The organism is Pseudomonas sp. TWR1-1-4 (assembly GCF_049897165.1).
Lineage (GTDB): Bacteria > Pseudomonadota > Gammaproteobacteria > Pseudomonadales > Pseudomonadaceae > Aquipseudomonas > Aquipseudomonas canadensis.
The window spans coordinates 488,848-513,925 of the sequence record NZ_JAFCVS010000006.1 but is presented as its reverse complement, the minus strand read 5'-3'; the positions used below and the strand labels follow the sequence as shown (position 1 = coordinate 513,925).

The window sequence follows — 25,078 nt, the reverse complement described above, 5'->3', positions numbered from 1 at the left end:
CATGCCCCACTTCCTGCGCCACGGTTTGTTGATCTGCACCCTGTTGCTGTCGCCCGTGGCTTTGGCCGGTACCGTTCTGGAAAACGCGCTGTGGCGGGTCGAACTCGACCCGGCCACCCTTGCGATCCGCGTGACCCCCGGCGGGCAACCGACAATACAAGCTTCCAGCGGCGTAGCGGCGCGTGCCGTCAGTCAGCTTGTACACAGCGACCAACAGGCCGATTGGCAGTGGGATGACGGTGCCTTTCGTGTGAGCGCTACCCTTGAGCAGCGCGACCTGGCGCTGTCCATCCGTGCGCGTGAGCCGGGTGAAATCCCCATTCTTCAACAACCGGCCAGTGCCTTGGGCAAAGGCTTTATGTGGCCTTTGGCCGAAGGGCATTACGTACCCGCCGATAACGCCGTATGGAAAACGTTTCTGCGGGAGCAAGGCGACCTCAATACGACCCAGGATCTCAGCCTGCCGCTTTGGGGTGTCGACCATGGCACGTTTACCCTCAACTGGTTGCTGACCAACCCCTACAACAATCGCCTGCGCTGGCAACAGGACCGGACGCTGTCCCTGGCCCATGAATTCACCTCGCTCGACCCTGGGGCGCCGATGACCTTGCGGTTGCATCTGGGCGATGGCGATCCTTTGGCCGGCGCCAAGCGCTATCGCCAGTGGCTGGTGGAGCAGGGGCGGTACGAGCCTTTGGCGGACAAGCTGCGTCAGACGCCCGAGGCGCAGAAGTTGCTGGGCGCCAGTCATATCTACCTCTGGGGCAATGACCTGCTGGCATTGGAGGATGTGCTTGACTGGCCGCTGCTGCTCAAGCGCTTACGTGGGCATGAACTCAAAGGCTTGCTGGATAAGGAGTCTGCCAAGGTACTGGCGCAGGCCTCGGCGTTGAACCGCTATGAGCAGACGGTGCTGCTGCGAGGTCTGAACGCAGCGATCAACAAGAAGGCCCGGCAGAGTTGGCAGATAGCAGAGCCCGATATGGCACGGCTCGCTGCGCGCTATGGCGAATTGCGCAGCGAGTTGGCCGTGGACTTTGCCGGTGCCCTCAGTGAAAACCCGTCAGCCTGGGGCAACCCAGTGATTCAATCGCTGAGCAACGCCGGCTTGCCCCGTGTATTGCTGACCCTTGGCGAAGGCTGGGAAGGCGGCCTGTGGCACCCCGAGGCGATTCGTGCCGGTGTCGATGCGGGTTTCCTGATGGCGCCCTACGACTCTTATGAAACCGCGTTATCTGCCACGGAAAACCCCGATTGGACCACCGCCCACCTTGGCAGTAATGCCTACCGCAACTGCGCGATTGTGTTAAAGGGCGGCAAGCTCAAGACCGGTTTTCAACAGTCCGGGCACTACACCGACCCGCGCTGTGTGCGGTCGTTGCTGGAGGCGCGGGTGCAGGCCGTCAAAGCCAAGGCCGGCTTCAACGCCTGGTTCCTGGATGCCTACGCCACCAGCATGGTGTTTGACAGCTACCGCGACAGTGCGCCGATGACCCAGGCGCAAAACGCCGAGGGCAACATCGACGCCTCCCGCTGGATCAATACCGCGCTCAAGTTGCCCACAGGTTCTGAAGACGGCAACGCCATCACGGCACAGGGCATTCTGTTTGCCCATGGCATGCAGACGCCGGTGATCGGTTGGGGTGATCCAGCGATGACCAAGGACAAGCAGTCACCCTATTACGTCGGTAATTGGTTCCCGCCGGAGCAGCCGGCAGTGTTCTTCAAGCCGGTGCCGCTGAAGGAACCGTTTCGCACGCTGTACTTTGAGCCGAGCATGCGCCTGCCGCTGTATCAGACGGTGTTCCATGGCTCGGTGATCACGACCCATCACTGGTTGTTCGATAGCCTGAAACTGAGCAATGTGCAGGTAGAAAACGAGCTGACCCAACTGCTCTACAATGTACCGCCGCTGTATCACTTGAGTGCTGCGACCCTGAAGCAGCGACTGCCACTGATCCAACGCCAGGATGCCTTTTTCCGCCCACTGCATCAGCGTTTGGCCACGCAGGAACTGACCGGGTTTCGTTGGCTGACAGCGGATCGGTTGGTGCAGGAAACCACGTTTGCCGATGGAACACGGTTGGTGGCGAATTTTTCCAGTGAGGAAAAAGCAGGGTATGCCGCTCGGAGTGTGACGGCGCTACTGAAGGGTGAAAAAGCCGAGGTATATCAGGTGAAATAACCTGTGGCGAGGGAGCACGCTCCCTCGCCACAAAAAGCGGTCAGGGTTTGCGCCAGACGCTGGCTAGCCAAGGCTGCTGGTCACGAGGCAGCCCGGCGGGGCGGTAGTAGTGTTCCAATTCGACAAAACCTGCGGCGGTGAGCAACGTTTGCCACGCCTCCAGGTCGTGATAAGACCCATACCGCGGCCCATTCCAGCCTTCCTGATTCTCGCCCCGAGGATTGGAGCTGAACAGCACGCCCCCAGGCTTCAACGCCCCCTGCAACTGCTTGAGCACGCGCGGCAATTCCTGTTTGGGAATATGAAACAGCACCGCATTGGCAAACACCCCGTCGAAGCGCTCGACAGGCAAGTCCAACTTCAGGAAATCCTGCTGCAACACCTCGCAACCACTGTCTTCCCGTGCCATCTGCGCAAACCGCTCCGAGCCGTCCAACCCCACGGCGATATGCCCCATGCGCGTAAACGTCTGCAAATCCCGCCCCGGCCCACAGCCAAAATCCAGCACGGTAAACGGCCCTGTGCCCTGGATATGTCGCAACAGCGCGTCGATGTTCTGGCTCACATCGTGATCGCGGGTGCCTTCACGGAAGTTCTCGGCCACCTTGTTGTAGTGGCCGAGGGTGGTGGAGGTGATCTGGATGAGGTCGTCGGGAGCAAGTTTCATGGCAGGGCGCACTGAGGCTGAGATCTTTGGACTATACCTCAGGGCAACGTCTGATTCAGTTGAAAGACGCGTGCGCTGTGTAGGGCGATTCAGTGCGTATTCAGTGTAAGCATCCGACATCCTGGCCGCAGGATTCTGGGTACCATTCGCTTCTCACTTAAAGAGGCGTCATATACCCATGGATCAGGCACCCCACTCCCCTGCTGATGAAACCGCTCAGCCAAACAAAATGGACCGATACGCCAATGTCTTGAGTAACGGACTGTTATGGCTCAATGAACGCGCATGGCCTTTGACTGTGGGCATTTTGTCTGTAGCCGGCCTGTACCTGTACCAATACATCCAAGTGGAAAAGGTGCCGCTGAGTATTTTGTCGGCCGCCGCGTTCACCGCATTGCCAGCGATGTTCGCCATGTTGGTATTTGTCATCGGCATGATGGGCGCGTCGATCCTGATGCCGACGTTCATCTTGTTTCATCGCCTGAACGACAAAGGCGTGCGTCTCAGTGATCAGCTCAACCCCAGCACGCGAACGCCGGAACTGATGGCCCGACATCGCCGTTTAATCCTGCATTGGGCGGCCAGTGTGGGCGTGGTTGGGGTTTTCTGGCTGTTCGCCGTGTCTGTGTTCGCAACCCTCGACAGCGGTCCTTTGCTGGCGACGGGGTGGGTCGTGGCGATAGTTATAGCGACCTTGGCCTATGTGTGCCTCATCATTCGGGCCCGCCCCGCCGAGGTCCGGGTGCGCGACATATCCATGGGCTTCTGGGTGGCAAGTATCAGTGCAGGTTTCATTCAAATGCTGGTGATTCTCGTGGTGACGGTTGCGGTATCCCGGGCATTCAGTGAGTACTCCGACAGCGTGATGCTCTTTGTGCCCTTCATGGCGGTGGAACTGGTGGTTCTGTTTGTGATTCAGGGGGTAGGTGCGTGTCTTGTGGTGGGCATGAAGAATCATAAAAATCCGATCGCGCTGACATCGCTGGCCGTGCTGTTACTTCTCGTCTTTCTCGGCCTGGTCCCTGAGACTGGCGCGAAATTGGGAGGGCTGCCTCTACAAGCCTCCGCATCCGGAGGGCGGATGTGTACGCTCATGATCTGGTCAGGCGACGCCAAAGTCCCCGGCCTGCTGCTGGACACCGAGAACCAGACACGCAGCATAAAACTGCGTGTGCTGGCAGATTCAGACGGCAGTTATATCGTGCGCCCTTGGCAGGCCAGGGAAAAGACCGTCACGTTCGTAGCCCATTCCAGCGTCGCCCAACTGGATGAGTGCCCATAACCTCAGCGCTTGTTCAGCACCCGCGCCAACCGATCACCCCCCAACTGAATCACCGCCACCAGAATCACCAGCAACACGATCACCGTGAGCATGATCTGCGTATCAAAGCGCTGATACCCATAACGGTAGGCAATATCGCCCAACCCTCCCGCGCCAATCGCGCCCGCCATGGCTGACGAGTTGATCATGGTCACCAGGGTGATGGTGAACCCGCCGACAATCCCCGGCAGCGCTTCCGGCAGCAGCACATGCCAGATGATGTGCCAGCGACGGCAGCCCATGGCTTGCGCAGCCTCGATCAGACCGTGATCGACTTCACGCAGGCTCACCTCGGCGATCCGCGCGAAAAACGGCGTGGCGGCGATGGTCAGCGGCACGACGGCGGCCCATACGCCATAGGTGGTGCCGACGATCAACCGGGTGAACGGAATCAACGCCACCATCAGGATCAGGAATGGAATCGAGCGGAACAGATTGACGAACGCCCCCAGCACGCGGTTAAGCGTCGGTGCCTGGTAGATGCCGCCTTTGTCGCTGGTCACCAGGAACACCGCCAGCGGGATACCCACCAGCAACGCTATCAGCGACGACACGCCGACCATCAACAAGGTGTCGATGGCGCCCTGCACTAAACGATCAAACCACATAGCCCAGTACCTCCGCCTGTTGTGCCCAATTGCCGGCGCGGATGCGCAGCTCGTTGGCGTCGTGGGTCGATCCACTTACCGCCAGCAGCAGTTGCCCGAGGGCATGTCCCTGGATGCGTTCCACGCCGCCTTGCAGCAAACGCACGCGCCCGCCGAGGGCGCTGAACAGCGCAGCCAGGTCCGGCTCGTCGGTATCGCTGCCGGTGAACTGCAAGCGCAGCACCACGGCGGCGTCGGCGGATGCCGGTGTGGCTTGCAAACGGCTCTGCAACTCGTCCGGCAGCCCGTGTTGCAGCGGCGCCAGCAGGGTTTTGCTGACGTCATGCTGCGGGTTGCCGAACACTTGCCACACCGGGCCTTGTTCAACGATATGCCCGTGTTCCAACACCACCACGCGGTCGCAGATTTCGCGGATTACTGCCATCTCATGGGTGATCAATACGATGGTCAAGCCCAGGCGCTTGTTGATCTCGCGCAGCAGGCCGAGGATCGACTGGGTGGTTTCCGGATCCAGGGCCGACGTGGCCTCGTCACACAGCAGAATCTGCGGGTCGTGCACCAGCGAACGGGCGATACCCACGCGTTGTTTTTGCCCGCCGGACAGTTGCGCCGGGTAAGACTTGTGTTTGTCCTGCAAGCCCACCAGCTCCAACAACTCGCGTACCTTTTGCTCGCGTTGCAGCTTCGGCACGCCCGCCACTTTCAACGGCAACTCGACGTTCTGCCACACCGTCTTGGCCGACATCAGGTTGAAATGCTGGAAGATCATGCCGATGCGCCGACGCAGTTCCACCAGGCGGTCTTCATCGAAGCCGCCGATGTCCACCTGATCGATCAGCACGCGCCCGCTGCTGGGCTGCTCCAGGCGGTTGATGGTGCGGATCAGCGACGACTTGCCGGCACCGCTGCGGCCGATGATGCCGAACACTTCACCGCGCTGGATCGCCAGGTCGATGCCTTGCAAGGCGTGCACGGTGCCGTCGTAGGTCTTGCCCAAGTTGATAAAGCGTACATGGGCGCGGTTCAGGTCAGGATGCAGCTCGGTCTGCTCGGCGTCCCTGGGCGGCAGGCCCAGGTCGCGCAGTTGGGCGTTGGCGGCGGTCATTTTTTATCTTCCCAGCCGACCTGGTAGAGCTTGCCCAGGGATTTGTCCAACGCGGCGCGCACGACCGGCGAATGTTGGTAGATATCGACGAACTTGATCACCCGAGGGTCGGTTTTGCTTTTCGGCTGGATCACGAACTGGATCACGTATTCCGGGTGGTCGAGGCCGTCGAACAGCAGTGCCGACTCGGCATCGAAGGTCTTGGACAGGCGTATGTACGCTGGGTAGCCCTGCACCAGATCGGCGTCGTCATAGGCGCGTACCAGCTGCACGGCCTCAACCTGCAGGATCTTGATCTTCTTCGGATTGGAAACGATGTCCTCTTCGGTGGCCTTGTAGCCCACGCCCGGCTTGAGGGTGATCAGTCCGGCCTTGGCCAGCAATTGCAGGCCGCGACCGCTGTTGATCGGGTCGTTGGCAATCGCCACGCTGGCGCCTTGGGGCAGCTCGTTGATGCTCTTGTACTTCTTCGAATACAGGCCGACGTTGTTGATGATCCCCGGCGCGTACGGCACCAGGTCAAAACCGGCGGCGGCCTTGGCGTTTTCCAGGAACGGGATGTGCTGGAAGTAGTTCACGTCGATATCGCCGGCCGCGAGGCTGACGTTCGGCGCGATCCAGTCGGTGAATTCCACCAGCTCGACCTTCAAGCCTTGCTTGCCGGCTTCGGCCACGGCGGCTTCAAGAGGAATCGCAAAGGCCGCAGTGGTGCCGATTTTCAACGGCGCATCGGCGGCGAACACCGCCGAACTGAACAATCCGAAAGCCAGGGCCAGTGCTTTGACTGGGTGAGCGAGCAGTGTCTTTTTCATAGGGTATTTCCAGTCAGAGAAGCCGTTTGGCGGTAGGTGGAACCGGTGTGTTGTTCGGGTAGACGGGCGCTGCCGTGGAAGACTTTTTCGCGCAGCGTGCCGGTCTCGTACGCGGTCTTGTAGGACCCGCGCTTTTGCAGCTCCGGCACCACCAGGTCGATGAAGTCCACGTAGCTTTCCGGGGTGACGATGCGTGTGAGGTTGAAGCCGTCCAGGCCGGTTTCGCTGATCCAGGATTCCAGCTCGTCGGCGACCTGTTCGGGTGAGCCGACCAGGGTGATGTAGCGGCCACCGAGGGCATGCTGTTCCAGCAACTTGCGCCGGGTCCAGTCGTTGTTCTGCAGGTTCTTGGTGGCCGACTGGATCGCGTTGCTTTTCACGTACTGGATCGGTTCGTCCAGCTCGTACTGGGCGAAATCAATCGCAGTAGACGCCGAGAAATGCGCCACGCCCGCCTCCGGACTGGCGTAGCTCAGGTACTCGGCGTGCTTCTCCCAGGCCAGCGCTTCGGTGGCGCCCACGATCACGTTGAGGCCCATGAACACCTTGATGTCATCCGGATTGCGCCCGGCCTCGACCGCACTGGCACGCACCTTGTCCACCTGGACCTTGGTCGCCGCCTTGTTCTGCCCGCTGATGAATACGCATTCGGCGTGCCGGCCGGCGAACAGCAATCCCCGATCCGAACTGCCGGCCTGGAACAGCACTGGTGTACGTTGCGGCGAGGGCTCGCACAGGTGATAACCCTCCACCTGGTAGAACTCGCCGTGGTGCTCGACCTTGTGCACCTTGCCCGGCTGCGCATATACCCGCGCCTGCGGATCGTTGAGCACCGCGCCGTCTTCCCAGCTGCCTTCCCAGAGCTTGTACAGCACCTCCAGGTACTCGTCGGCCTGGTCGTAGCGACGGTCATGCTCGACCTGCTCGGTCAGGCCCATGGCCTTGGCGGCGCTGTCGAGGTAGCCGGTGACGATGTTCCAGCCGACCCGGCCACGGCTCAGGTGATCCAGAGTGGACATGCGCCGGGCGAACAGATACGGCGGCTCGTAGGTGAGGTTGGCGGTGAGGCCGAAGCCGAGGTTTTGGGTGACGGCCGCCATGGCCGAGACCAACAGCAACGGGTCGTTCACCGGCAACTGGATCGACTCTTTGAGCGGTACGTCTATCGAGTTCTGATAAACGTCATACACGCCGACGATATCGGCGATGAATAAACCATCGAACAGCCCGCGTTCCAGCGTCTTGGCCAGCTCGGTCCAATACTCGATGGTCTTGTATTGGGTGGACGTGTCCCGTGGATGGGTCCACAGGCCGTGGTTGATGTGCCCGATGCAGTTCATGTTGAAGGCATTGAGCAGGATTTTCTTCTTAGCCATCAGATGGTCCCCCGCAGCGGTGGGTTTTCATCGTTGAGGTAGTAATTGCCCACCGCGTGGTACTTCCAACGCACCGGGTCGTGCAGGGTGTGCACGCGGGCGTTGCGCCAGTGGCGATCCAGACCGTGCTCGGCCAGGGTCGCCTGGCTGCCGGCGAGTTCGAACAAGGTGCTGCCGGCGGCCAGGGAAATTTCGGTACTCAAGGCGCGTACTTCAGCGACGGCGATCGAGGCGGCCGCAACCGTCTCGGCATTGCTGTCGGCCTGGGCCCGGTCGAGGAATTCACCCGAGCGCTCCAGCAGCGCCTCGGCGGCGTGCAGGCGGATGCTCAGGTGCCCGAAGCTTTTCAGGGTCAAAGGGTCTTCGGTGGCTTTGTCGTTGCCGGAGTCGATCCACGGGCGGGTCTTGGTGCGCACAAAGTGCAACGCATCCTCAAAGGCCGCGCGCGCGATGCCTGTGTCGATGGCGGCGTGAAGGATCTGCGCCAGGGGGCCGACGGTTGTGGGGCGTTCAAAGGCGCTCTGGAACGGGATCACGTCTTGCGCGGCGACCCACACGTTGTCGAACACTACCGACCCGCTGCCGGTGGTGCGCTGGCCGAAGCCGCTCCAGTCGTCGATCACGCTCAGGCCTTCGCTATCGCGCGGCACAAAGGCGAGTTGCTGCACGCCCTGTTCATCCACCACCGACGTAGGGATGCGTTGCGCGTAGATCGCGCCGGTGGAGTAGAACTTGCGACCGCTGATACGGAAACCGTCACCGTCGCGGGTGATGGAGGTTACGCGGTCGTGAGCGGTCTTAGTGCCCAGTTCCGCCAGCGCGTTGCCGAAGCGTTGGCCGGCGAGGACTTCGGCGTACAGGCGTTTTTGCTGCGCCGGGCTGCCGTTTACACGCAGCACTTCCAATGCATAAAAATGGTTCTGAGGAATCTGGCCCAGGGAAGCATCCGCCTGGGCGATCAGTGCAATGACCTTGGCCAGGGTGACGTTGGACACACCCGCGCCACCGTACTCCTTGGGCACGCTGATACCCCACAGTCCGGAACGCGAGAATACATCCAGCTCAGGCAGCGGCAGGCGGCGCTCGCGGTCGCGCTGGGCGCTGTCGCGGCGGAAGTCTTCGGCCAGGTCGCTGGCGACAATAAGGGCTTGTTCGTCGCTGGTGATAACCGCGACGTGAGTAGAGACAGTCATTGTGTTCTCCAGAGGTCTGGTCGGTTAAATCCAGGAGTGACGAGCCGGCAACGTGCCGTTCAGTCGATAGGCGCCGATGGCGTGATATTTCCAGCGCACCGGGTCGTGCAGGGTGTGCACGCGGGCGTTGCGCCAGTGGCGGTCGAGGTTGAATTCGGCGAGGGTCGCGCGGCTACCGGCCAGCTCGAAGAGTTTTTCGCTGACCAGCAGCGATACCTCGGTCGTAAGCACCTTGGCCTCGGCCACGGCAATCGACGCACGGGCCGCAGACTGCGCGGTGATCGGCGCAGCGCTGACCTGGTCCAGCACCTGGCCGGCCTTGCGCAGCAGGGCTTCGGCGGCGTGCAGTTCGATTTTCAGCTTGCCGATATCGGCGATCACATACAGGTCATCGCTGGCGCGTTCGACCTTGGCATCGATCCATGGGCGTGAGCGTTCACGTACGAAGGCGATGGTGTCATCCAGTGCGCCGCGTGCGATGCCGGCGTCGATGGCCGCCTGGATCAATTGGGATACGGCGCCCTGGATATTCGGGGTTTCGCCGATGCGCCAGTTTTCCACGACCAACTCGGCATCGATCGGCACCTGGTCCAGCAACACGGTGCCGCTGGCGGTGGTGCGTTGGCCAAAGCCGGACCAGTCATCGACGATGCGCAGGCCGTCGGCACCCCGACGCACGAAGGCCATGACCTGCTTGCCGTCATCGTTGAGTGCCTTGACGGCAACCCAGTGGGCGAAGAGCGCACCGGTGGAATAGAACTTTTGGCCGCTGATCACATAGCCGTCACCCTCAGCGGTGATGCGAGCCTTGAGTTCCAGGGTGTTTTTGGTACCGCGTTCCGGGCCGCCATTGCCGATGCGCCAGCCGTCGAGGACGCTCTGGAACAGCTGTTTTTTCTGGCGATCGGTGGCGGCGCCCTGCAACAGGTGCAGGATGCCGAAATGGTTCTGCGGGATCTGCCCGAGGGCTGGGTCTGCCGCACTGATGATCGCGAACACATCGGCCAGGGTCACGAAAGACACCTGTGGGCCGCCGTATTCACGGGGAATGGAAATACTGCCCAACCCACTGCGGGTGAACTGTTCGATCTGTGCCCATGGCAGCTTGCGTTGCTGGTCGCGCTTGGCGGCTTGCAGGCGCGCAGCCTGGGCGAGTTCATGGGCAGCCTTCAGCGCCTCTGCATCGTTGCGCAGCACGGCGGCTGGCAACAGCAGGGGGGCAATGTCCAGATCGCTCTGGGGGGGTGTTTGAGCCAAGTTAGACATCAGCGCCGCTCCTTGGCTGCACGTAATGCCCTGGCGTTGTGCACCGGGGTAATCCTGACCATACCGACCTCGCATTCAATGAAATAAAAACAGAAAAATCAGCGATGTCCGGTGGTCCGGTGCATATACCCTAAGCGTGTTAAATATTTAAATAAACTAACTTTTGGGAATATGCATAGAAGGTCTGTCACCCAGGCTCGCAGGGCGATCCCAGTGGACGCGGTTGATAGATCAGCGCCGCCCCGGCCTGGCGGGGCGGCGCCTCGGCGGCAATGCGTAATGTCCGGGCGGGCGCCCAGCGTGAGTTGTTGCCGACGCGATCCAGAATGCAGTACGTCACCTCCAACCGACAGTCGTCGCCGGCTTCGGTGATCATCGAGGAGGGCACCCATACCTGCACCGCCAGGCCGACCTCAAGGGCCTGGATCTTCGGCAGGTCCAGGCGCACATCGCCCCAGCGCAGGGTGATCGCATCGCCAGTGTCCATGTTCAGGTAGGGCGCGATGGTCAGCGGGATACCGCGCCGCACCTGGCTGGCGTTGACGCCGAAGCGGCGGATGGTGTCGGGCAACCCCACGGGGGCGAGGTTCTGGTTTTCGTCGCGGTACAGGGGCGAAGGCTGGCCGCCCGGGCAACAGGTCTTCACACGTACCCGCCTGACGGCAGAGCGGGCCGCGCAGTGGCCGACTTGCATCACCTGGTAATGCACCCGGGCCGGGCCATCCAGCACGAAACTCTCCGGCACCCGCAGGTGAGTGAACGCGCCGACCTTACAGGCGGTTATCCGACGCGAAGCGGCAAAACAGTTATTCCAGAACAGCTCAATCAAGTCGCCTTCGTCCATGCCGGGATAGGGGGCGATGTCGACCTGCAGGTGGGTGGCGGCCAGGGCATTGATGCCATCGCCGATGGCCTGGGGCAGTGTCGGGGCAGTGAGCAGGGGGTGTGTCATAAATAATCTCCTTGATGCAGCCAGCAGCAATCGCTCCGGACCCTTGGCGCAGGCAAGCGCGGTGGGCCGAACAGAACGATTCAGTGAGTAGCCGGGATAGGATCCAATCCTCTGGGCGCTAGATAAGAGGGTTGGGCACGGAGCGTCAATGGCGGCAAAGGGCTAAACGGCGGGTTTGGAGATATTCAGAAGGGTCTGACTGGTATGGGGATATTCGGGCGGATGCGGTGGGTGTGTTTTACCTGTTGGAGCAGCGATTCCCGTGTAGGAGCTGGCTTGCCAGCGAAGAACGTCAACGATTACGCGGTCATCAGATTTACCGCGTTGTCTGGTCGTTTTTCGCTGGCAAGCCAGCTTCTGCAGGGGGGGATGTCAGTGGGCGAGAAACTTGCTCAGGAACTGTTTGGTACGCTCTTCCTTGGGGTTGGCGAACAGTGCCTTGGCTTCGCCTTGCTCCACGATCACGCCCTTGTCGAAGAAGATCACCCGATTGGCTACGTCGCGGGCAAAGCTCATCTCGTGGGTGACGATCACCATGGTGCGGTTTTCTTCGGCGAGGCTGCGGATGGTTGCCAGCACTTCACCCACCAGTTCCGGGTCGAGGGCGGAGGTGGGTTCGTCGAACAGAATCACCTCCGGCTCCATGGCCAACGCACGGGCAATCGCCACGCGCTGTTGCTGGCCGCCCGACAGACGCCGGGGATATGCGTCCTCCTTGCCCGCCAGGCCGACCCTGGCCAGCAGCTTGCGGCCGAGGGCGTCAGCCGCTTCCCGTGGCATCTTCTTGACCACGGTGGGCCCTTCGATGACATTTTCCAGCGCAGTGCGGTGGGGGAACAGGTTGAAGCTCTGGAACACAAAGCCCACGTGCTGGCGCAGGCGCCGCACCAGGCTTGCCTGCTGGTTGATCGGCTTGCTGCTGTCGATCTCGATATCACCCACCTTGATACGACCGCTGGTGGGTTGTTCGAGGAAATTCAGGCAGCGCAGGAAGGTGGTCTTGCCGGAACCGCTGGGGCCGATGATGGCGATGACTTCGCCTTCCTTGACCTCCAGGTCGATGCCGTTGAGCACCACCTGTCCCTTGAATTGTTTGGTCAGTTTTTCAACCACGATCATGCTTCAGGACTCCAGGTCATGCCGGTTGACCCGGTCTTCCAGGCGATTCTGCAAATGCGCCAGGATGCTCGCCAAAATCCAGTAGATCAGGGCAGCGGAGAGATACATGGTGAAGATTTCGAAGGTCCGCGCCGACACCAGTTGCGCCTGGCGAAACAGCTCGGGCACCTGAATAGTGGCGGCCAGCGCCGTGTCCTTGACCAGCGAAATGAAGCTGTTGCCCAGCGGCGGCAAGGCCGTGCGCATGGCCTGCGGCAGGATGGCCCGGCGCAGGGTCTGTGCACGGGTCATGCCGATACTGGCCGCAGCTTCCCATTGGCCGCGTTCGATGGAACCGATGGCGGCGCGCAGGATTTCACAGGCGTAGGCCGCCATGTTCAGCGAAAAACCGATCATGGCCGCCGGGATCGGATCCAGCTCGATGCCCACTTGCGGCAAGCCGTAGTAGATCAAAAACAGCTGTACCAGCAAGGGCGTGCCGCGAAAGAACGACACGTAGACTCGGGCGAGCCAGCTCACCAGCTTGAAGCGCGACAACCGCATCAAGGCCAGGCCGAAGCCCAGCAGCAAGCCAAAAAACATCCCGCCGAGGCTGAGGATCACCGTGTAATACGCGCCCTTGAGCAGAAAGGGCGCAGAGTCCAGCGCGAGTTGGAAACCTGCTTCCATTATTGAGTGACGTCAGCGTTGAAGTACTTCTGGGACAGCTTCTTCAAGGTGCCATCGGCGCGCAGTTTGTCGAGAGCCTTGTTCACCGCATCGAGCAGTTCTGGCTCGCCTTTGCGCAGGGCAATACCGGCTTCCTGACGGGAGAAAGCGTCGCCGGCGGCGGCGGTATCTGGCGCTTTCTTGGCGTATTCCAGGGCGGCCAGGCGGTCGATCAGGATGGCGTCGATGCGGCCGATGCGCAGGTCCTGGAACTTGGTCGGGTCGTCGTTGTAAGTCTTGATGATGGCTTTAGGTTGGTTGTCCTTGAGCCATTGTTCGTAGTTGGTGCCCAGGCCCACACCGACTTTCTTGCCGGCCAGGTCGTCGGCGGTCTTGATCGCGTCAACGTTCTTCTTCAGGACCAGTGCCTGGATACCGGACACGGTGTAAGGCTTGGAGAAGTCGTACTTTTTCTTGCGCTCTTCAGAGATGGTCACTTGGTTGACCACGGCGTCCAGACGCTTGGATTCCAGGGCGGCGAGGATGCCGTCCCATGGCGTCGCTTGCAGCTTGACCTTCACGCCCAGCTCCTTGGCCAGCGCTTCGGACAGCTCCACTTCGAAACCACTGAGCTTGCCGCTTTCATCGACGAAGCTGAACGGCGGGTAGGTGCCTTCCAGGCCGATCTTGATCTCGCCTGCTTTCTTGATGTTGTCCAGCTGTTCACCCGCGACCGCTTGGCCGATCAGGCCAGCCCCGAGTGCCAGGCCCAAAGTGCCCACCAGCAATGTGCGACGGAATACAGAAATAGTCATGAAGAGCCCCTGTGTTTTTTATGTTGAGCGAAGCAGGTGACGTAGTAGTCGTATCCTGCCCTAAAGCGCGTAGCGCGTCTTCGCCTACGGCGCGACTATAAAGCGGGTTTTTAAGACTTGAAAATAATATAAATCTGAATTGATATTCATATTTGGAATATGTGGCAGTTTCAATGTGGGAGCGGGCTTGCTCGTGAATGAGCAGTGTCATCCAGCATATGCGTTGACTGATACACCGCATTCGCGAGCAAGCCCGCCCCCACATTTTGATCCCTGTTCCTTCAGCTGAATGCGGCGCCATAAGCAAACAACGCTGGCGCCCCACCCGTATGCAGGAAAATGATCGGCCCGTCCTCAAAGCGCTGACGCCCGATGCCATCCAGCAAGCCAGCCATGGCCTTGCCAGTGTAGACCGGGTCCAGCAGCAGGCCTTCCTGGCTCGCCAACAGCTTGACCGCCGCCAGGGTGCCGGCGTTCGGTTCGCCATAGCGCGGGCCGAAGTATTCGTCCCACAGGATCACCTTGAAGGCTTCGGGAATATCCACACCCAGCAACTCGGCGGTACGCTCGGCCAGGCCCTCTACTTTCGGACGCTGGGCTTCTTCAGTGCGTGAGACGGTGACGCCAATCACGGGCAGGTCTGGCAATACCTCGCTCAAGGCCAACGCCAAGCCACTGTGCGTTCCCGCACTGCCGGAGGCCAAGACCACGGCGGCGAACTCGATGCCACTGTCTTCGATCTGCCCGGCCAGCTCCAGCCCGGCGCGGACATAGCCGAGGGCGCCGAGGGCATTGGAGCCGCCAATAGGCACCAGGTACGGCTTCTTGCCGTTGCTGCGCAAGCGGTCGGCGAGGGCGTTGAGCTGGCCGTCGACGTTATCAAGGTTCTCCACCAACTCCACCTTGGCGTCGAACAGTTCCAGCAGCAGGCGGTTGCCGTTGCCCAGGTAATTGGGGTCTTCGGTGCCGGTGGGGTTTTCCAGCAGGGCGACGCAGCCCAGGCCGAGCTTGGCGGCCAGCGCGGCAGTCTGGCGTACGTGGTTGGACTGGATCGCGCCGGCGGTCACCAGCGTGTCGGCGCCTTGGGCGATGGCATCGGCGGCGAGGTATTCGAGTTTGCGCAGCTTGTTACCGCCCATGGCGAGCGGTGTGGTGTCGTCGCGTTTGACGTAGATATCCCTGCCCAACCAGGCCGACAGCCGCTCAAGTTTTTCCAGGGCAGTGACGCCGCCCAGCAGTTCCAGGCGGTTAAAACGGTCGAGCTGTTGTTTGATCATGGCTACGCACGGTTGATGAGTATGAGGCGACTATAGGCAGGCACTTTTCATCGGGCAACCGCAATCGCTTATTCCGGATGGTTCTTAGTATCACACCATTGGTTCTTAAGGGCGACCAGGGTGCATACCGTAAAGTGATGGGCATTTCGTCAGGAGTGAATACCGTGAGTGAGCGTTCCAGTCATTGGCAATTACAGACCATCGTCGGCCAACTGCGCAGTGCCCGGGACCAGTGGCGAACGCGCAATGGCCGCTTGAGTGGCGAGCATGGCGGGCGCGAGCTGCCGTCCCGCGAGGCCGTGGCGCAGATTCTAGAGTCGTTGTGCGGCGCACTGTTCCCCATGCGCCTGGGGCCGGTGGACCTGCGTGAAGAGAGTGAAGACTTCTACGTCGGCCACACCCTCGACGTCGCCTTGAATGCCTTGCTCGGCCAGGCCCGCCTGGAGCTACGTTACGCCGCACGCCAAGGCGCTAAAGATGACAGCGAAGTCGACGCGCTCGCCATCCGCCTGATCCAGGATTTCGCCCTGGCCCTGCCGTCCCTGCGCAGCCTGTTGGACACCGACGTATTGGCGGCCTATCACGGCGACCCGGCCGCGCGCAGCGTGGATGAAGTGCTGTTGTGCTACCCCGGCATCCTGGCGGTGATTCATCATCGGCTGGCCCACCACCTGTACCGCGCCGGCCTGCCGCTGTTGGCGCGGATCAGCGCAGAGATCGCCCACTCGGCCACCGGTATCGATATCCACCCCGGCGCACAGATCGGCCCAAGCTTCTTTATCGACCACGGGACCGGTGTGGTGATCGGCGAAACCGCGATCATCGGTGAGCGCGTGCGCATCTACCAAGCCGTAACGTTGGGCGCCAAACGCTTCCCGGCGGACGAAGACGGGCAGTTGCAGAAAGGCCACCCTCGTCACCCGATCGTCGAGGATGACGTGGTGATCTACGCCGGGGCGACGATCCTGGGGCGCATCACCATCGGCCAGGGTTCGACCATCGGCGGTAACGTGTGGCTGACCCGAAGCGTGCCGGCGGGGGCGAATATCACCCAGGCCAATCTGCAGCATGATGATGGCACGCAAAAATAAGTCGAACACGGACCCACATGTTTGTGCGCGTTTCACGCCGAAATCGCTGAACGATTTGCCATCTCCATCCGTCATACCTTTCCTTGAGCTAGTGTAGGAATGACCTACCACTCAGCCCTGCGATTAGTCCCAAACCGCCTATCCATGTTTAACTTGAATGCTCGTTCAAGTTAAACCCGGTGGTTCGCTGCCCGCTCACAACAGGAGGCTTACCTTTGCTGAGTCCGTTATTGACAGCCACATCTCATACCCTCGGGGTGCATCGCTCATGAGTGCATCGTCCACCCCATCCAGCGGCCTGGTGCGCATGAATGCGCCGGTCTTCTACTTCGCCGCGACGTTTATCCTGCTGTTCGGCATCACTGTCATCGCTATCCCGCAACAGGCTGGTGCCTGGCTGCTGGCCGCGCAAAACTGGGCGGCCAATACGGTCGGCTGGTACTACATGCTGGCGATGACCCTGTATCTGGTCTTCGTGGTGGTCACCGCGTTATCGGGCTACGGCAAGATAAAACTCGGTGCCGACCACGACGAGCCCGAATTCAGTTACCTGTCCTGGGCCGGCATGCTGTTCGCCGCCGGGATTAGCATCACGCTGTTTTTCTTCTGCGTCTCCGAGCCGCTGACGCACCTGGTGCAGCCGCCTCAGGGCGCGCCGATGAACGCCGACGCCGCGCGCCAGGCCATGCAGATCCTGTTTCTGCACTGGGGCTTGCACGGTTGGGGTGTGTTCGCGTTTGTCGGCATGGCCCTGGCGTACTTCGCCTACCGGCATAACCTGCCGCTGGCACTGCGTTCGGCGCTGTACCCACTGATCGGCAAGCGCATCAACGGCCCTATCGGTTACGCGGTGGATGGCTTCGGCATCATTGCCACGGTGTTCGGCCTGGGCGCCGACATGGGCTTCGGCGTGTTGCACCTCAACTCCGGTCTCGACTATCTGTTCGGCATCGCCCATACCCAGTGGATCCAGGTGGGTTTGATCACGCTGATGATGGGCGCCGCGATCATCGTCGCCGTGGCCGGTGTCGATAAAGGCGTGCGCGTGATGTCCGACATCAACATGCTGCTGGCCTGTGCGCTGCTGCTGTTCGTCTTGTTCGCCGGGCCCACCCAGCACTTGCTCAATACCCTGATCCAGAACATTGGTGACTACCTGGGCGCCTTGCCGACCAAGAGTTTTGACGTATACGCCTACGACAAACCCAGCGACTGGCTCGGCGGTTGGACGGTGTTCTACTGGGCCTGGTGGATCGCATGGTCGCCGTTCGTGGGCCTGTTTATCGCGCGTATTTCCCGTGGCCGCACCATCCGTGAGTTCGTGTTCGGCGTGCTGCTGATCCCGCTGGGTTTCACCCTGGCGTGGATGTCGATCTTCGGCAACAGTGCCATCGACCAGGTGCTCAACCACGGTATGGCCGCGCTCGGTCAGTCGGCCATCGATAACCCGTCGATGAGCCTCTACCTGCTGCTGGAAACCTACCCATGGAGCAAAACCGTCATTGCGGTCACGGTGTTCATCAGCTTCGTGTTCTTCGTAACCTCCGCTGACTCGGGCACCGTGGTGCTGTCCACTCTCTCGTCCAAAGGCGGCAACGCTGATGAAGACGGGCCGAAATGGCTGCGGGTGTTCTGGGGTGCGATGACCGCGCTGGTCACCAGTGCCTTGCTGTTTGCCGGCAGCATCGACTCGCTCAAATCGGCGGTGGTGCTGACCTCGTTGCCGTTCTCGATGATCCTGCTGCTGATGATGTGGGGGCTGCACAAGGCGTTCTATCTGGAGTCGCAAAAGCAGATCGCCCAGCTGCACTCATTGGCGCCGATTTCGACGGCGCGCAAAGGACGTGGCGGCTGGCGCCAGCGTTTGAGCCAGGCCGTGCACTTCCCGTCGCGAGACGAGGTGTACCGTTTCCTCGACTCGACGGTGCGCCCGGCGATCGAAGAAGTGACGGCGGTGTTTGTCGAAAAGGGTTTGAATGTCGTGACACAACCTGACCCCGCCAACGACAGCGTCAGCCTGGAAATCGGCCATGGCGAGGAGCGTCCCTTCATCTACCAGGTGCAGATGCGCGGCTACTTCACGCCGTCATTTGCCCGTGGCGGGATGGGCTCCAAGGAGCTCAACAACCGTCGCTACTACCGGGCTGAAGTGCACTTGGCCGAGGGCAGCCAGGACTACGACCTGGTGGGCTACACCAAGGAACAGATCATCAACGACATCCTCGACCAGTACGAGCGCCACCTGCAGTTCCTGCATCTGGTGCGTTGAGGTTCAGGCCCTGATCACCAGCTCCGACATCAGGAGCTGGTGTCGGTGCTTTATCCGCACAACCGACACCTGTCGCCCAGGGTGCGAGTGTTCGTCGACTGGCTCGCCGAAATCTTAGAAAATGCCCGCTAAGCCGCGTAGTAGAAGGGTTTCTTAAATTTAATTTCATCCGTCCGCGCCGCTGTTTGACGCGCAACTGTCATCTGGCCACTGCGTAATTGTGTGAAGCGTTTGACGCTTTCATTTCAGAACAGTGACGGAGACCGGTAACAATGAAGACGTTGATAAGCCCCATGGTGGGTGCCGCCATGGCGAGCTTTATGCTGTCCGCCCACGCCGATTTTATCGATGACAGCCACGCCGATGTGACCCTGCTCAACCGCTACCTCAACCAGCAGGGGCGGGATGTGGTGAACAGCAATGCCAAGGCCCACAGCATTCGCGATTGGGGCCAGGGGTTCGAGTTCAACTTCAAGTCCGGCTACACCGAAGGCCCAGTGGGTTTTGGCCTGGACCTGCAGGCGTTCTACGGGTTGAAACTGGACTCCGGCGGCGACCTCAACGACAAGGATCACCAGGGCCGCTACCCCGGCAGCATGTTCCCGTTGGACAACGGCAAATCCGCCGACCAGTTCGGCGTGTTGAGCCCGACGTTCAAGGTGCGTTTTGCCAAGGATGAACTGCGTGTCGGCACGCTCTACGGCAACAACCCGATACTCGCCAACACCGACGGGCGTCTGTACCAGCAGACCAATACCGGTGTGCAACTGGTGTCCAAGGACCTCAGCGACTTCACCTTCACCGGCGGCGACATCTTCAAGACCAAGATCCGCAACGAAACCGGCGATCAGGGCATGATCACCGCCGGCGGCACCAAAGAGAGTGATCGCTTCGTGTTTGGCGGTGCGGATTACACCGGCATCCAGAACACCACAGTCAGCCTGTGGTATTCCAACCTTGAGGATTACTACCAGCAGTTCTTCCTCGGCGCCAAGCGGCATGACGCGTTGTCCGTGGGCGCCATCGACACCGACGTGCGCGTGTTCCGCAGCCTCGGTGTGGGCGGCAACGCCGACGGTGACAAAGACTTCGCAGCGGCTGGCCTCTACGGTGACGGCACGGGCAAGGGCCGTATCAACCAGACCACCGCCAGCTTGCTTGAGAGCTACAGCCTCGACGGTCATACCGTCGGCCTGGGTATCCAGAAGAACAGCGGCGACAGCGACTTCCCCTACCTTGATTCCGGCCTGAACAGCGGCGACAACCGCCAGGGCCCAGGCTCAGGCGCCGACACCCCGGCGCTGACCAACATGCAGTTGAATAAATTTCAACACGCCGGTGAGCGCACGTGGCTTGCGCAGTACAAGTATGACTTCGGTAAGCTTGGCCTCACGGGCCTGACGTTCTCAGCCGCCTATGCCCACGGCGATGACATCCGCACGCCGCAAGGCACCACCAGCGAATGGGAACGTAACGTCGCCGTGGCTTATCAAGTGCCCACCGGTACCCTCAAAGGCCTGGGTGTGACCTGGAAAAACGCCCACGCCAGCCCCGACATCAGCGGTGCCACCGTGCAAGATGAAAACCGCTTCTATGTGAGTTATGTCGTTCCACTCTGGTAGGCAATTGCTGTAGAACGGAACGGCAGACTTAAGCGATTCAGCTGGTTAAAAGGCCTGGGAATAACCTTATTCCCAAGCCTTATTTGCCGACGTCCAAGAGAGGATTCGATGACTTACATTGCTGCCGAAAACCGCTATGAATCTATTCCGTACCGCCGTGTAGGCCGCAGTGGATTAGTGCTGCCTGCACTGTCCCTGGGCCTGTGGCACAACTTTGGCGACAGCACCCCGATCGACACCCAGCGCGCCCTGCTGCGCACCGCGTTCGACCTGGGCATCAACCACTTCGACCTGGCCAACAACTACGGCCCGCCCTACGGCAGCGCCGAGATCAACTTCGGCCGTTTACTGCGCGAAGACTTCAAGCACTATCGCGACGAACTGATCATCTCCAGCAAGGCGGGTTGGGACATGTGGCCCGGTCCTTATGGCCAGGGCGGCGGCTCGCGCAAGTACGTGCTGGCCAGCCTGGACCAGAGCCTGCAACGCCTGGGCGTCGACTACGTGGACATCTTCTACTCCCACCGTTTTGACGCCGACACCCCGCTGGAAGAAACCGCCAGCGCCCTCGCCACTGCCGTGCAACAAGGCAAGGCGTTGTACATAGGTATCTCGTCCTACTCGGGGGTAAAAACCCGCGAAATCGCCGCGCTGCTCAAAGAGTGGAAAGTGCCGCTGTTGATTCACCAGCCGGCCTACAACCTGCTCAACCGCTGGGTGGAAAAAGACCTGCTGGACACCACCGAGGAACTCGGTGCCGGGGTGATTGCCTTCACACCGCTGGCTCAAGGGCTGCTGACCGACAAGTACCTCAACGGCGTGCCGGCGGATGCGCGGGTGAATCGTCCGGGGGGTGGTTCGTTGCAGGCCAAGCACCTGTCCGAAGCCAACATCGCCCACGTGCGCGCGCTCAATGAAATCGCCCAGCGTCGTGGCCAGAGCCTGGCGCAATTGGCGTTGGCCTGGACCCTGCGTGATCCACGGGTGACCAGCGCGCTGATCGGTGCGAGCCGGCCGGAGCAGATCATCGAAAACGTCGGTGCGTTGAAGAACTTGAACTTCAGCGCTGAGGAATTGGCAGAGATTGATCGGTTTGCCCAGGAAGGCGGAATCAACCTGTGGGAAAAGCCATCCACGGCTGAATAACCTGGCGTAACCCGGTCACTGTGGGAGCCGGGCTTGCCCGCGATAGCGGTGTGTCAGTCAATGAATCTGTCGCTGACTCACCGCCATCGCAGGCAAGCCAGCTCCCACAGTGATTTTCAGTGTGTTTGAGAGCTAGAACGGCACATCCCCCAGAATCGTTGCGCGATGCATCACCCGCCGCTGCGGCCGGTAGTCGTCCACCGCGTAGTGCTGGGTCACGCGGTTATCCCAGAACGCCACATCGTTTTCCTGCCAACGCCAGCGAATGGTAAATTCCGGGCGTGTCGCGTGGGCGAACAAGAGCTTCAGAATCGCTTCACTCTCCGCCGGCTCAAGTTCATTGATCTTGGTGGTGAACCCATCACTGACAAACAGCGACTTGCGCCCACTCACCGGGTGCGTGCGCACCACCGGATGCGACAGCGGCGGGTTCTTCCTGCGAGTCTCTTCCCAACGCGCCAGGTCTTCAGCGGTGTTGCCAAAGCGCTCCAGCGGGAAGGACTTAGTGAAGTCATGGGTCGCCGTCAGCCCATCGAGCAAGCGCTTCAACGGCTCGGACAACGCCTCATACGCCGCAATCCCACTGACCCACAGCGTATCGCCGCCAAACGCCGGCAGCAGCTTGGCGCTGAGTACGGCGCCCAACGCCGGCGTCGGCAGGAAGGTCACGTCGGTGTGCCACACGGCGTTGTCGCGCACGTCGGTGACGGCGGTGTCGAGGATCAGCACTTCGGGCTGCTCCGGCACGTTGGGGTAGATCGGGTGGATATGCAGGTCACCAAAATTCGCCGCGAACCGTGCCTGCTGTTGCGGGTTGATCGGTTGATCACGGAAGAACAGCACCGAGTGTTTGAGCAACGCCTGTTCAATGGCATCGCGTTCTTCAATGTTCAACGGCTGGGTGATATCGACGCCACTGATCAGGGCGCCCAATGCGGTGCTGATGGGGGTAACGGTCAGGCTGCTCATACGGTTCTCACTCAATGTGCCTGGCCATGCCAGGGCACCCATTTACGCTGCAGGGCACGCAGGCCCATTTCCATGGCAAAGGCGATCAGGGCGATGACGAGGATGCCCAGCACCACCACGTCAGTGACCAGGAACTGCGCCGCCGACTGCACCATGAACCCCAGGCCGCTGGTGGCCGCGATCAGCTCGGCGGCGACCAATGTCGACCAGCCCACGCCCAGGCCGATGCGCACGCCGGTGAGGATGTCGGGCAGGGCACTCGGCAGGATCACATGGCGAATCAGCTGTGCGCGGGTAGCGCCCAACGACTGCGCCGCGCGCAGCTTGGCCGGGTCGACCGTGCGCACGCCGGTCGCGGTGGCGATGGCAATCGGCGCGAAGATCGCCAGGTAAATCAGCAGCACCTTGGACAGCTCGCCAATGCCGCACCAGATCACGATCAGCGGCAAGTAAGCCAGGGGAGGAATCGGGCGGTAGAACTCGATCAGCGGGTCGAGAATGCCCCGCGCAATCCGGTTGGAGCCGATGGCAATCCCCACCGGCACGGCGGTCAGCACCGCAAAACCCAGGCCCAGGCCGATACGGCTGAGGCTCGCGCCCAGGTGCTGCCACAGGGTTGAGTCCATGTACCCCGTGGTCGCCAGCAGCCAGCCTTTTTGCAGCACGGCGGACGGCGGTGGCAGGAACAGCGGCTCGATCAAGCCGGTGGCGGTCACGGCCCACCAAATGACCAGCAAGGCGACCAGGGTCAGCAGGCTGATCCAGCGGGTGCTCAAGCTGCGTCGCACCGGGACAACTGCGTGCGCCACCGGCTTGGTGGCGGTGGCGGGAAGTTCGTAGCTGCTCATGCGGACACCTGCCGTTGGGAGAACACTTTGCCCAGCACGTGTTCGCGGGTTTCGATAAATCGCAGGTCGGACTTGATCGCCCGCGCCGACTCACCGGCGGCGTAGCGTTGGCCAAAGTCCAGGCTCAGGCGTTCGACGATCTGGCCAGGGTTGGGCGCGAGCAGGATCAGGTCAGTAGCGAGGAAGACCGCTTCTTCGATGTCGTGGGTAATCAGGAACACCGGCTTGGCCGTGCGCCGCCAGACTTGTAGCAGCAGCTCCTGCATCTGTTCGCGGGTGAAGGCATCGAGGGCGCCGAAGGGTTCATCCATCAGCAACACGCGAGGGTCGGCCGCCAACGCGCGGGCCAGGCCTACGCGTTGCTTCTGCCCACCGGAAAGTTGCCAGATACGGCGGCTGTCGAAACCGGCCAGGTCCACCAGCTCGAGCATCTCCCGAGCGCGCACTTCGCGTTGCGCCTTGGGCACACCGGCCAGCTCCAGGCCGAAGCCCACGTTGGCCAGCACATCCTGCCAGGGCAGCAGGGCGTCGTCCTGGAACACCACGCCGCGCTCGGCGCTCGGACCTTTGACCGGCACGCCGTCGAGGGTAATGCGCCCGGCGGACGGTTCGACAAAGCCGGCAATCAGGTTCAACAGCGAAGTCTTGCCACTGCCGGACGGGCCGAGGGCCACCAGCAATTGCTGGGGCCCCAGGTCGATTGAAATGTCTGACAGTACCGGTTCTGTGGCGCCTGGGTACTGTGCGCTGATGCGCTCCAGTTGTAGCAAGGCCATCGCAATGAACTCCTGATCAGTTAGTAATGAACTTGGCGCTGACGTAAGGGGCGTAGTCCGGCAGCACGGCGTCGACCTTGCCTTGCTCCTTGAGGAACGCGGCGGTATCGGTCACGGCCTTGGTGGTTGGCGCGCCCAGCAGGGTCACTTGGTCAGCGGCCAGCGGGTAGACGTTGCCTTGCAGCAGCAGGGGGATGTCGCTGGCCTTGGCGCCGGAGAGTTTCACCAGCTTGTCGACGTTGCCTTTGTCAGCGAGCCAGGCTTGTGGGTCTTTGCGGTAGGCGGCGTAGGCATCCAGCGTCACTTTGGCGAACGCCGTGACGATTTCCGGGTGCTTCTCGGCATAATCCTTACGCACGATCCAAGCATCGAAGGTTGGCGCGCCGAACTTGGCCAGTTCGCCGGAGGTGATTAGCACCTTGCCGTTTTCCTTGGCCACACCCAGGGCGGGGTCCCATACGTAGGTGGCGTCGATATCACCGCGCTTCCAGGCGGCGATGATGGCGGGTGGTGCGAGGTTGAGGATGGTCACTTTGGACGGGTCGATGTTCCAGTGTTTCAGCGCGGCCAACAGGCTGTAATGGCCGGTGGACACGAATGGCACGGCGATTTTTTTGCCGATCAGGTCCTGCGGGCCGTTAATCCCCGCGCCGTTGCGCGCCACCAGCGCTTCGGCACCGCCGATCTGGGTGGCGACGAGGAAGGTTTCCACCGGCACTTTGCGAGTGATCGCAGCGGTCAGCGGGCTCGAACCGAGGTAGCCGATCTGCACATCGCCGGACGCGATGGCGGCGATGATGTCCGCGCCATTGTCGAATTTGCGCCAGTTGATCTTGGCGTTGGTGGCTTTTTCATAGGCGCCGTCGGCCTGGGCGACTTTGGCCGGGTCCACGGTGGTCTGGTAAGCGATGGTCACATCCGCCGCCTGGGCAAACAGGCTGGCACCGGCCAGGGACAATGCGGCCAAGAGGCGCAGAGGGGTAAGCAGTTTCAAGGGGAAGCTCCTCAATCAG

22 protein-coding genes and 1 pseudogene are annotated in these 25,078 nt (G+C 61.2%); 7 read left to right on the top strand and 16 right to left on the bottom strand.

Annotated features, from left to right (window positions below):
• Position 1 precedes the first annotated feature (1 nt).
• Complete coding sequence (locus tag ACP7C6_RS21530; RefSeq protein ID WP_426109212.1) at positions 2-2,185, top strand: glycoside hydrolase; 2,184 nt, start codon at positions 2-4, stop codon at positions 2,183-2,185.
• A gap of 40 nt (positions 2,186-2,225) precedes the next feature.
• Here the strand turns inward: ACP7C6_RS21530 and ACP7C6_RS21525 are convergent, their stop codons facing one another.
• On the bottom strand, positions 2,226-2,852 hold the full coding sequence (locus tag ACP7C6_RS21525) for a class I SAM-dependent methyltransferase (RefSeq protein WP_311894127.1): 627 nt from the start codon (positions 2,850-2,852) through the stop codon (positions 2,226-2,228).
• Between the two features lie 178 nt (positions 2,853-3,030).
• On the opposite strand from ACP7C6_RS21525, the gene ACP7C6_RS21520 reads away from it, so the two are divergent.
• Positions 3,031-4,134 carry a hypothetical protein gene (locus ACP7C6_RS21520; RefSeq protein ID WP_426109211.1) on the top strand — a complete coding sequence of 368 codons (1,104 nt, stop codon included), beginning with the start codon at positions 3,031-3,033 and terminating at the stop codon, positions 4,132-4,134.
• Positions 4,135-4,136: 2 nt separating this feature from the next.
• On the opposite strand, the gene ACP7C6_RS21515 is transcribed toward ACP7C6_RS21520, so the two are convergent.
• The 11 genes from ACP7C6_RS21515 to ACP7C6_RS21465 form a co-directional block, all read right to left on the bottom strand.
• Entirely contained in the window at positions 4,137-4,781 is a 645-nt protein-coding gene (locus tag ACP7C6_RS21515; RefSeq protein ID WP_027607841.1) for a methionine ABC transporter permease, read from the bottom strand.
• A complete protein-coding gene (locus tag ACP7C6_RS21510) occupies positions 4,771-5,886 on the bottom strand; it encodes a methionine ABC transporter ATP-binding protein (protein ID WP_028615286.1) in 1,116 nt (371 codons plus the stop codon). Before ACP7C6_RS21510 ends, ACP7C6_RS21515 begins: the two co-directional genes overlap by 11 nt.
• On the bottom strand, positions 5,883-6,698 hold the full coding sequence (locus ACP7C6_RS21505; RefSeq protein WP_068937738.1) for a MetQ/NlpA family ABC transporter substrate-binding protein: 816 nt from the start codon (positions 6,696-6,698) through the stop codon (positions 5,883-5,885). The genes ACP7C6_RS21510 and ACP7C6_RS21505 overlap by 4 nt, the downstream gene beginning before the upstream one ends.
• On the bottom strand, positions 6,695-8,074 hold the full coding sequence (locus ACP7C6_RS21500) for an LLM class flavin-dependent oxidoreductase (protein WP_068937739.1): 1,380 nt from the start codon (positions 8,072-8,074) through the stop codon (positions 6,695-6,697). The genes ACP7C6_RS21505 and ACP7C6_RS21500 overlap by 4 nt, the downstream gene beginning before the upstream one ends.
• On the bottom strand, positions 8,074-9,267 hold the full coding sequence (locus ACP7C6_RS21495; RefSeq protein WP_028615288.1) for an SfnB family sulfur acquisition oxidoreductase: 1,194 nt from the start codon (positions 9,265-9,267) through the stop codon (positions 8,074-8,076). Before ACP7C6_RS21495 ends, ACP7C6_RS21500 begins: the two co-directional genes overlap by 1 nt.
• A 24-nt stretch (positions 9,268-9,291) precedes the next feature.
• Positions 9,292-10,533 carry an SfnB family sulfur acquisition oxidoreductase gene (locus tag ACP7C6_RS21490; protein WP_068937740.1) on the bottom strand — a complete coding sequence of 414 codons (1,242 nt, stop codon included), beginning with the start codon at positions 10,531-10,533 and terminating at the stop codon, positions 9,292-9,294.
• A 187-nt stretch (positions 10,534-10,720) separates the two neighbouring features.
• Positions 10,721-11,485 (bottom strand): hypothetical protein, encoded by a 765-nt coding sequence (locus ACP7C6_RS21485; protein ID WP_236317807.1) that lies wholly within the window; start codon positions 11,483-11,485, stop codon positions 10,721-10,723.
• Between the two features lie 372 nt (positions 11,486-11,857).
• Positions 11,858-12,604, bottom strand: a complete 747-nt coding sequence (tcyN, locus tag ACP7C6_RS21480; protein ID WP_016974987.1) for an L-cystine ABC transporter ATP-binding protein TcyN — start codon at positions 12,602-12,604, stop codon at positions 11,858-11,860.
• 3 nt (positions 12,605-12,607) lie between these two features.
• Positions 12,608-13,273 carry a cystine ABC transporter permease gene (gene tcyL, locus ACP7C6_RS21475; protein WP_010214112.1) on the bottom strand — a complete coding sequence of 222 codons (666 nt, stop codon included), beginning with the start codon at positions 13,271-13,273 and terminating at the stop codon, positions 12,608-12,610.
• A complete protein-coding gene (tcyJ, locus tag ACP7C6_RS21470; RefSeq protein WP_028615291.1) occupies positions 13,273-14,067 on the bottom strand; it encodes a cystine ABC transporter substrate-binding protein in 795 nt (264 codons plus the stop codon). Before tcyJ ends, tcyL begins: the two co-directional genes overlap by 1 nt.
• 281 nt (positions 14,068-14,348) lie before the next feature.
• Complete coding sequence (locus tag ACP7C6_RS21465; RefSeq protein WP_068937741.1) at positions 14,349-15,344, bottom strand: D-cysteine desulfhydrase; 996 nt, start codon at positions 15,342-15,344, stop codon at positions 14,349-14,351.
• 164 nt (positions 15,345-15,508) lie between these two features.
• Between ACP7C6_RS21465 and epsC the strand changes: the two genes are divergently transcribed.
• The 5 genes and pseudogenes from epsC (at position 15,509) to mgrA (ending at position 21,472) form a co-directional block, all read left to right on the top strand.
• Positions 15,509-16,435 (top strand): serine O-acetyltransferase EpsC, encoded by a 927-nt coding sequence (gene epsC, locus ACP7C6_RS21460; protein WP_028615293.1) that lies wholly within the window; start codon positions 15,509-15,511, stop codon positions 16,433-16,435.
• A gap of 307 nt (positions 16,436-16,742) precedes the next feature.
• Complete coding sequence (gene betT, locus ACP7C6_RS21455) at positions 16,743-18,704, top strand: choline transporter BetT (RefSeq protein WP_162834914.1); 1,962 nt, start codon at positions 16,743-16,745, stop codon at positions 18,702-18,704.
• A 39-nt stretch (positions 18,705-18,743) separates the two neighbouring features.
• Positions 18,744-18,836 (top strand): annotated as a pseudogene (locus ACP7C6_RS21450) (LysR family transcriptional regulator); the annotation flags it as partial.
• Positions 18,837-18,997: 161 nt separating this feature from the next.
• On the top strand, positions 18,998-20,326 hold the full coding sequence (locus tag ACP7C6_RS21445) for an OprD family outer membrane porin (RefSeq protein WP_028615295.1): 1,329 nt from the start codon (positions 18,998-19,000) through the stop codon (positions 20,324-20,326).
• A 108-nt stretch (positions 20,327-20,434) separates the two neighbouring features.
• On the top strand, positions 20,435-21,472 hold the full coding sequence (gene mgrA / locus ACP7C6_RS21440; protein WP_068937742.1) for an L-glyceraldehyde 3-phosphate reductase: 1,038 nt from the start codon (positions 20,435-20,437) through the stop codon (positions 21,470-21,472).
• Between the two features lie 132 nt (positions 21,473-21,604).
• On the opposite strand, the gene tauD is transcribed toward mgrA, so the two are convergent.
• From tauD to tauA, 4 genes are read right to left on the bottom strand one after another with little or no spacing between them, the layout of a single operon-like run.
• Positions 21,605-22,441 carry a taurine dioxygenase gene (gene tauD / locus ACP7C6_RS21435; RefSeq protein ID WP_426109210.1) on the bottom strand — a complete coding sequence of 279 codons (837 nt, stop codon included), beginning with the start codon at positions 22,439-22,441 and terminating at the stop codon, positions 21,605-21,607.
• 11 nt (positions 22,442-22,452) lie between these two features.
• The gene (gene tauC, locus ACP7C6_RS21430) at positions 22,453-23,289 is read right to left on the bottom strand and encodes a taurine ABC transporter permease TauC (protein ID WP_028615298.1); all 837 of its coding nucleotides are present in this window, start codon (positions 23,287-23,289) and stop codon (positions 22,453-22,455) included.
• A complete protein-coding gene (tauB, locus tag ACP7C6_RS21425) occupies positions 23,286-24,065 on the bottom strand; it encodes a taurine ABC transporter ATP-binding subunit (RefSeq protein WP_426109209.1) in 780 nt (259 codons plus the stop codon). The genes tauC and tauB overlap by 4 nt, the downstream gene beginning before the upstream one ends.
• Before the next feature lie 16 nt (positions 24,066-24,081).
• Positions 24,082-25,059: a taurine ABC transporter substrate-binding protein gene (tauA, locus tag ACP7C6_RS21420; protein WP_426109208.1), complete on the bottom strand. Its 978-nt coding sequence runs from the start codon at positions 25,057-25,059 to the stop codon at positions 24,082-24,084.
• Positions 25,060-25,078 lie beyond the last annotated feature (19 nt).

Coding starts and splice junctions, on each gene's coding strand:
- ACP7C6_RS21530 (WP_426109212.1), top strand. CDS start 2: ATGCCCCACTTCCTGCGCCACGGTTTGTTGATCTGCACCCTGTTGCTG.
- ACP7C6_RS21525 (WP_311894127.1), bottom strand. CDS start 2,852: ATGAAACTTGCTCCCGACGACCTCATCCAGATCACCTCCACCACCCTC.
- ACP7C6_RS21520 (WP_426109211.1), top strand. CDS start 3,031: ATGGATCAGGCACCCCACTCCCCTGCTGATGAAACCGCTCAGCCAAAC.
- ACP7C6_RS21515 (WP_027607841.1), bottom strand. CDS start 4,781: ATGTGGTTTGATCGTTTAGTGCAGGGCGCCATCGACACCTTGTTGATG.
- ACP7C6_RS21510 (WP_028615286.1), bottom strand. CDS start 5,886: ATGACCGCCGCCAACGCCCAACTGCGCGACCTGGGCCTGCCGCCCAGG.
- ACP7C6_RS21505 (WP_068937738.1), bottom strand. CDS start 6,698: ATGAAAAAGACACTGCTCGCTCACCCAGTCAAAGCACTGGCCCTGGCT.
- ACP7C6_RS21500 (WP_068937739.1), bottom strand. CDS start 8,074: ATGGCTAAGAAGAAAATCCTGCTCAATGCCTTCAACATGAACTGCATC.
- ACP7C6_RS21495 (WP_028615288.1), bottom strand. CDS start 9,267: ATGACTGTCTCTACTCACGTCGCGGTTATCACCAGCGACGAACAAGCC.
- ACP7C6_RS21490 (WP_068937740.1), bottom strand. CDS start 10,533: ATGTCTAACTTGGCTCAAACACCCCCCCAGAGCGATCTGGACATTGCC.
- ACP7C6_RS21485 (WP_236317807.1), bottom strand. CDS start 11,485: ATGACACACCCCCTGCTCACTGCCCCGACACTGCCCCAGGCCATCGGC.
- tcyN (WP_016974987.1), bottom strand. CDS start 12,604: ATGATCGTGGTTGAAAAACTGACCAAACAATTCAAGGGACAGGTGGTG.
- tcyL (WP_010214112.1), bottom strand. CDS start 13,273: ATGGAAGCAGGTTTCCAACTCGCGCTGGACTCTGCGCCCTTTCTGCTC.
- tcyJ (WP_028615291.1), bottom strand. CDS start 14,067: ATGACTATTTCTGTATTCCGTCGCACATTGCTGGTGGGCACTTTGGGC.
- ACP7C6_RS21465 (WP_068937741.1), bottom strand. CDS start 15,344: ATGATCAAACAACAGCTCGACCGTTTTAACCGCCTGGAACTGCTGGGC.
- betT (WP_162834914.1), top strand. CDS start 16,743: ATGAATGCGCCGGTCTTCTACTTCGCCGCGACGTTTATCCTGCTGTTC.
- ACP7C6_RS21445 (WP_028615295.1), top strand. CDS start 18,998: ATGGTGGGTGCCGCCATGGCGAGCTTTATGCTGTCCGCCCACGCCGAT.
- mgrA (WP_068937742.1), top strand. CDS start 20,435: ATGACTTACATTGCTGCCGAAAACCGCTATGAATCTATTCCGTACCGC.
- tauD (WP_426109210.1), bottom strand. CDS start 22,441: ATGAGCAGCCTGACCGTTACCCCCATCAGCACCGCATTGGGCGCCCTG.
- tauC (WP_028615298.1), bottom strand. CDS start 23,289: ATGAGCAGCTACGAACTTCCCGCCACCGCCACCAAGCCGGTGGCGCAC.
- tauB (WP_426109209.1), bottom strand. CDS start 24,065: ATGGCCTTGCTACAACTGGAGCGCATCAGCGCACAGTACCCAGGCGCC.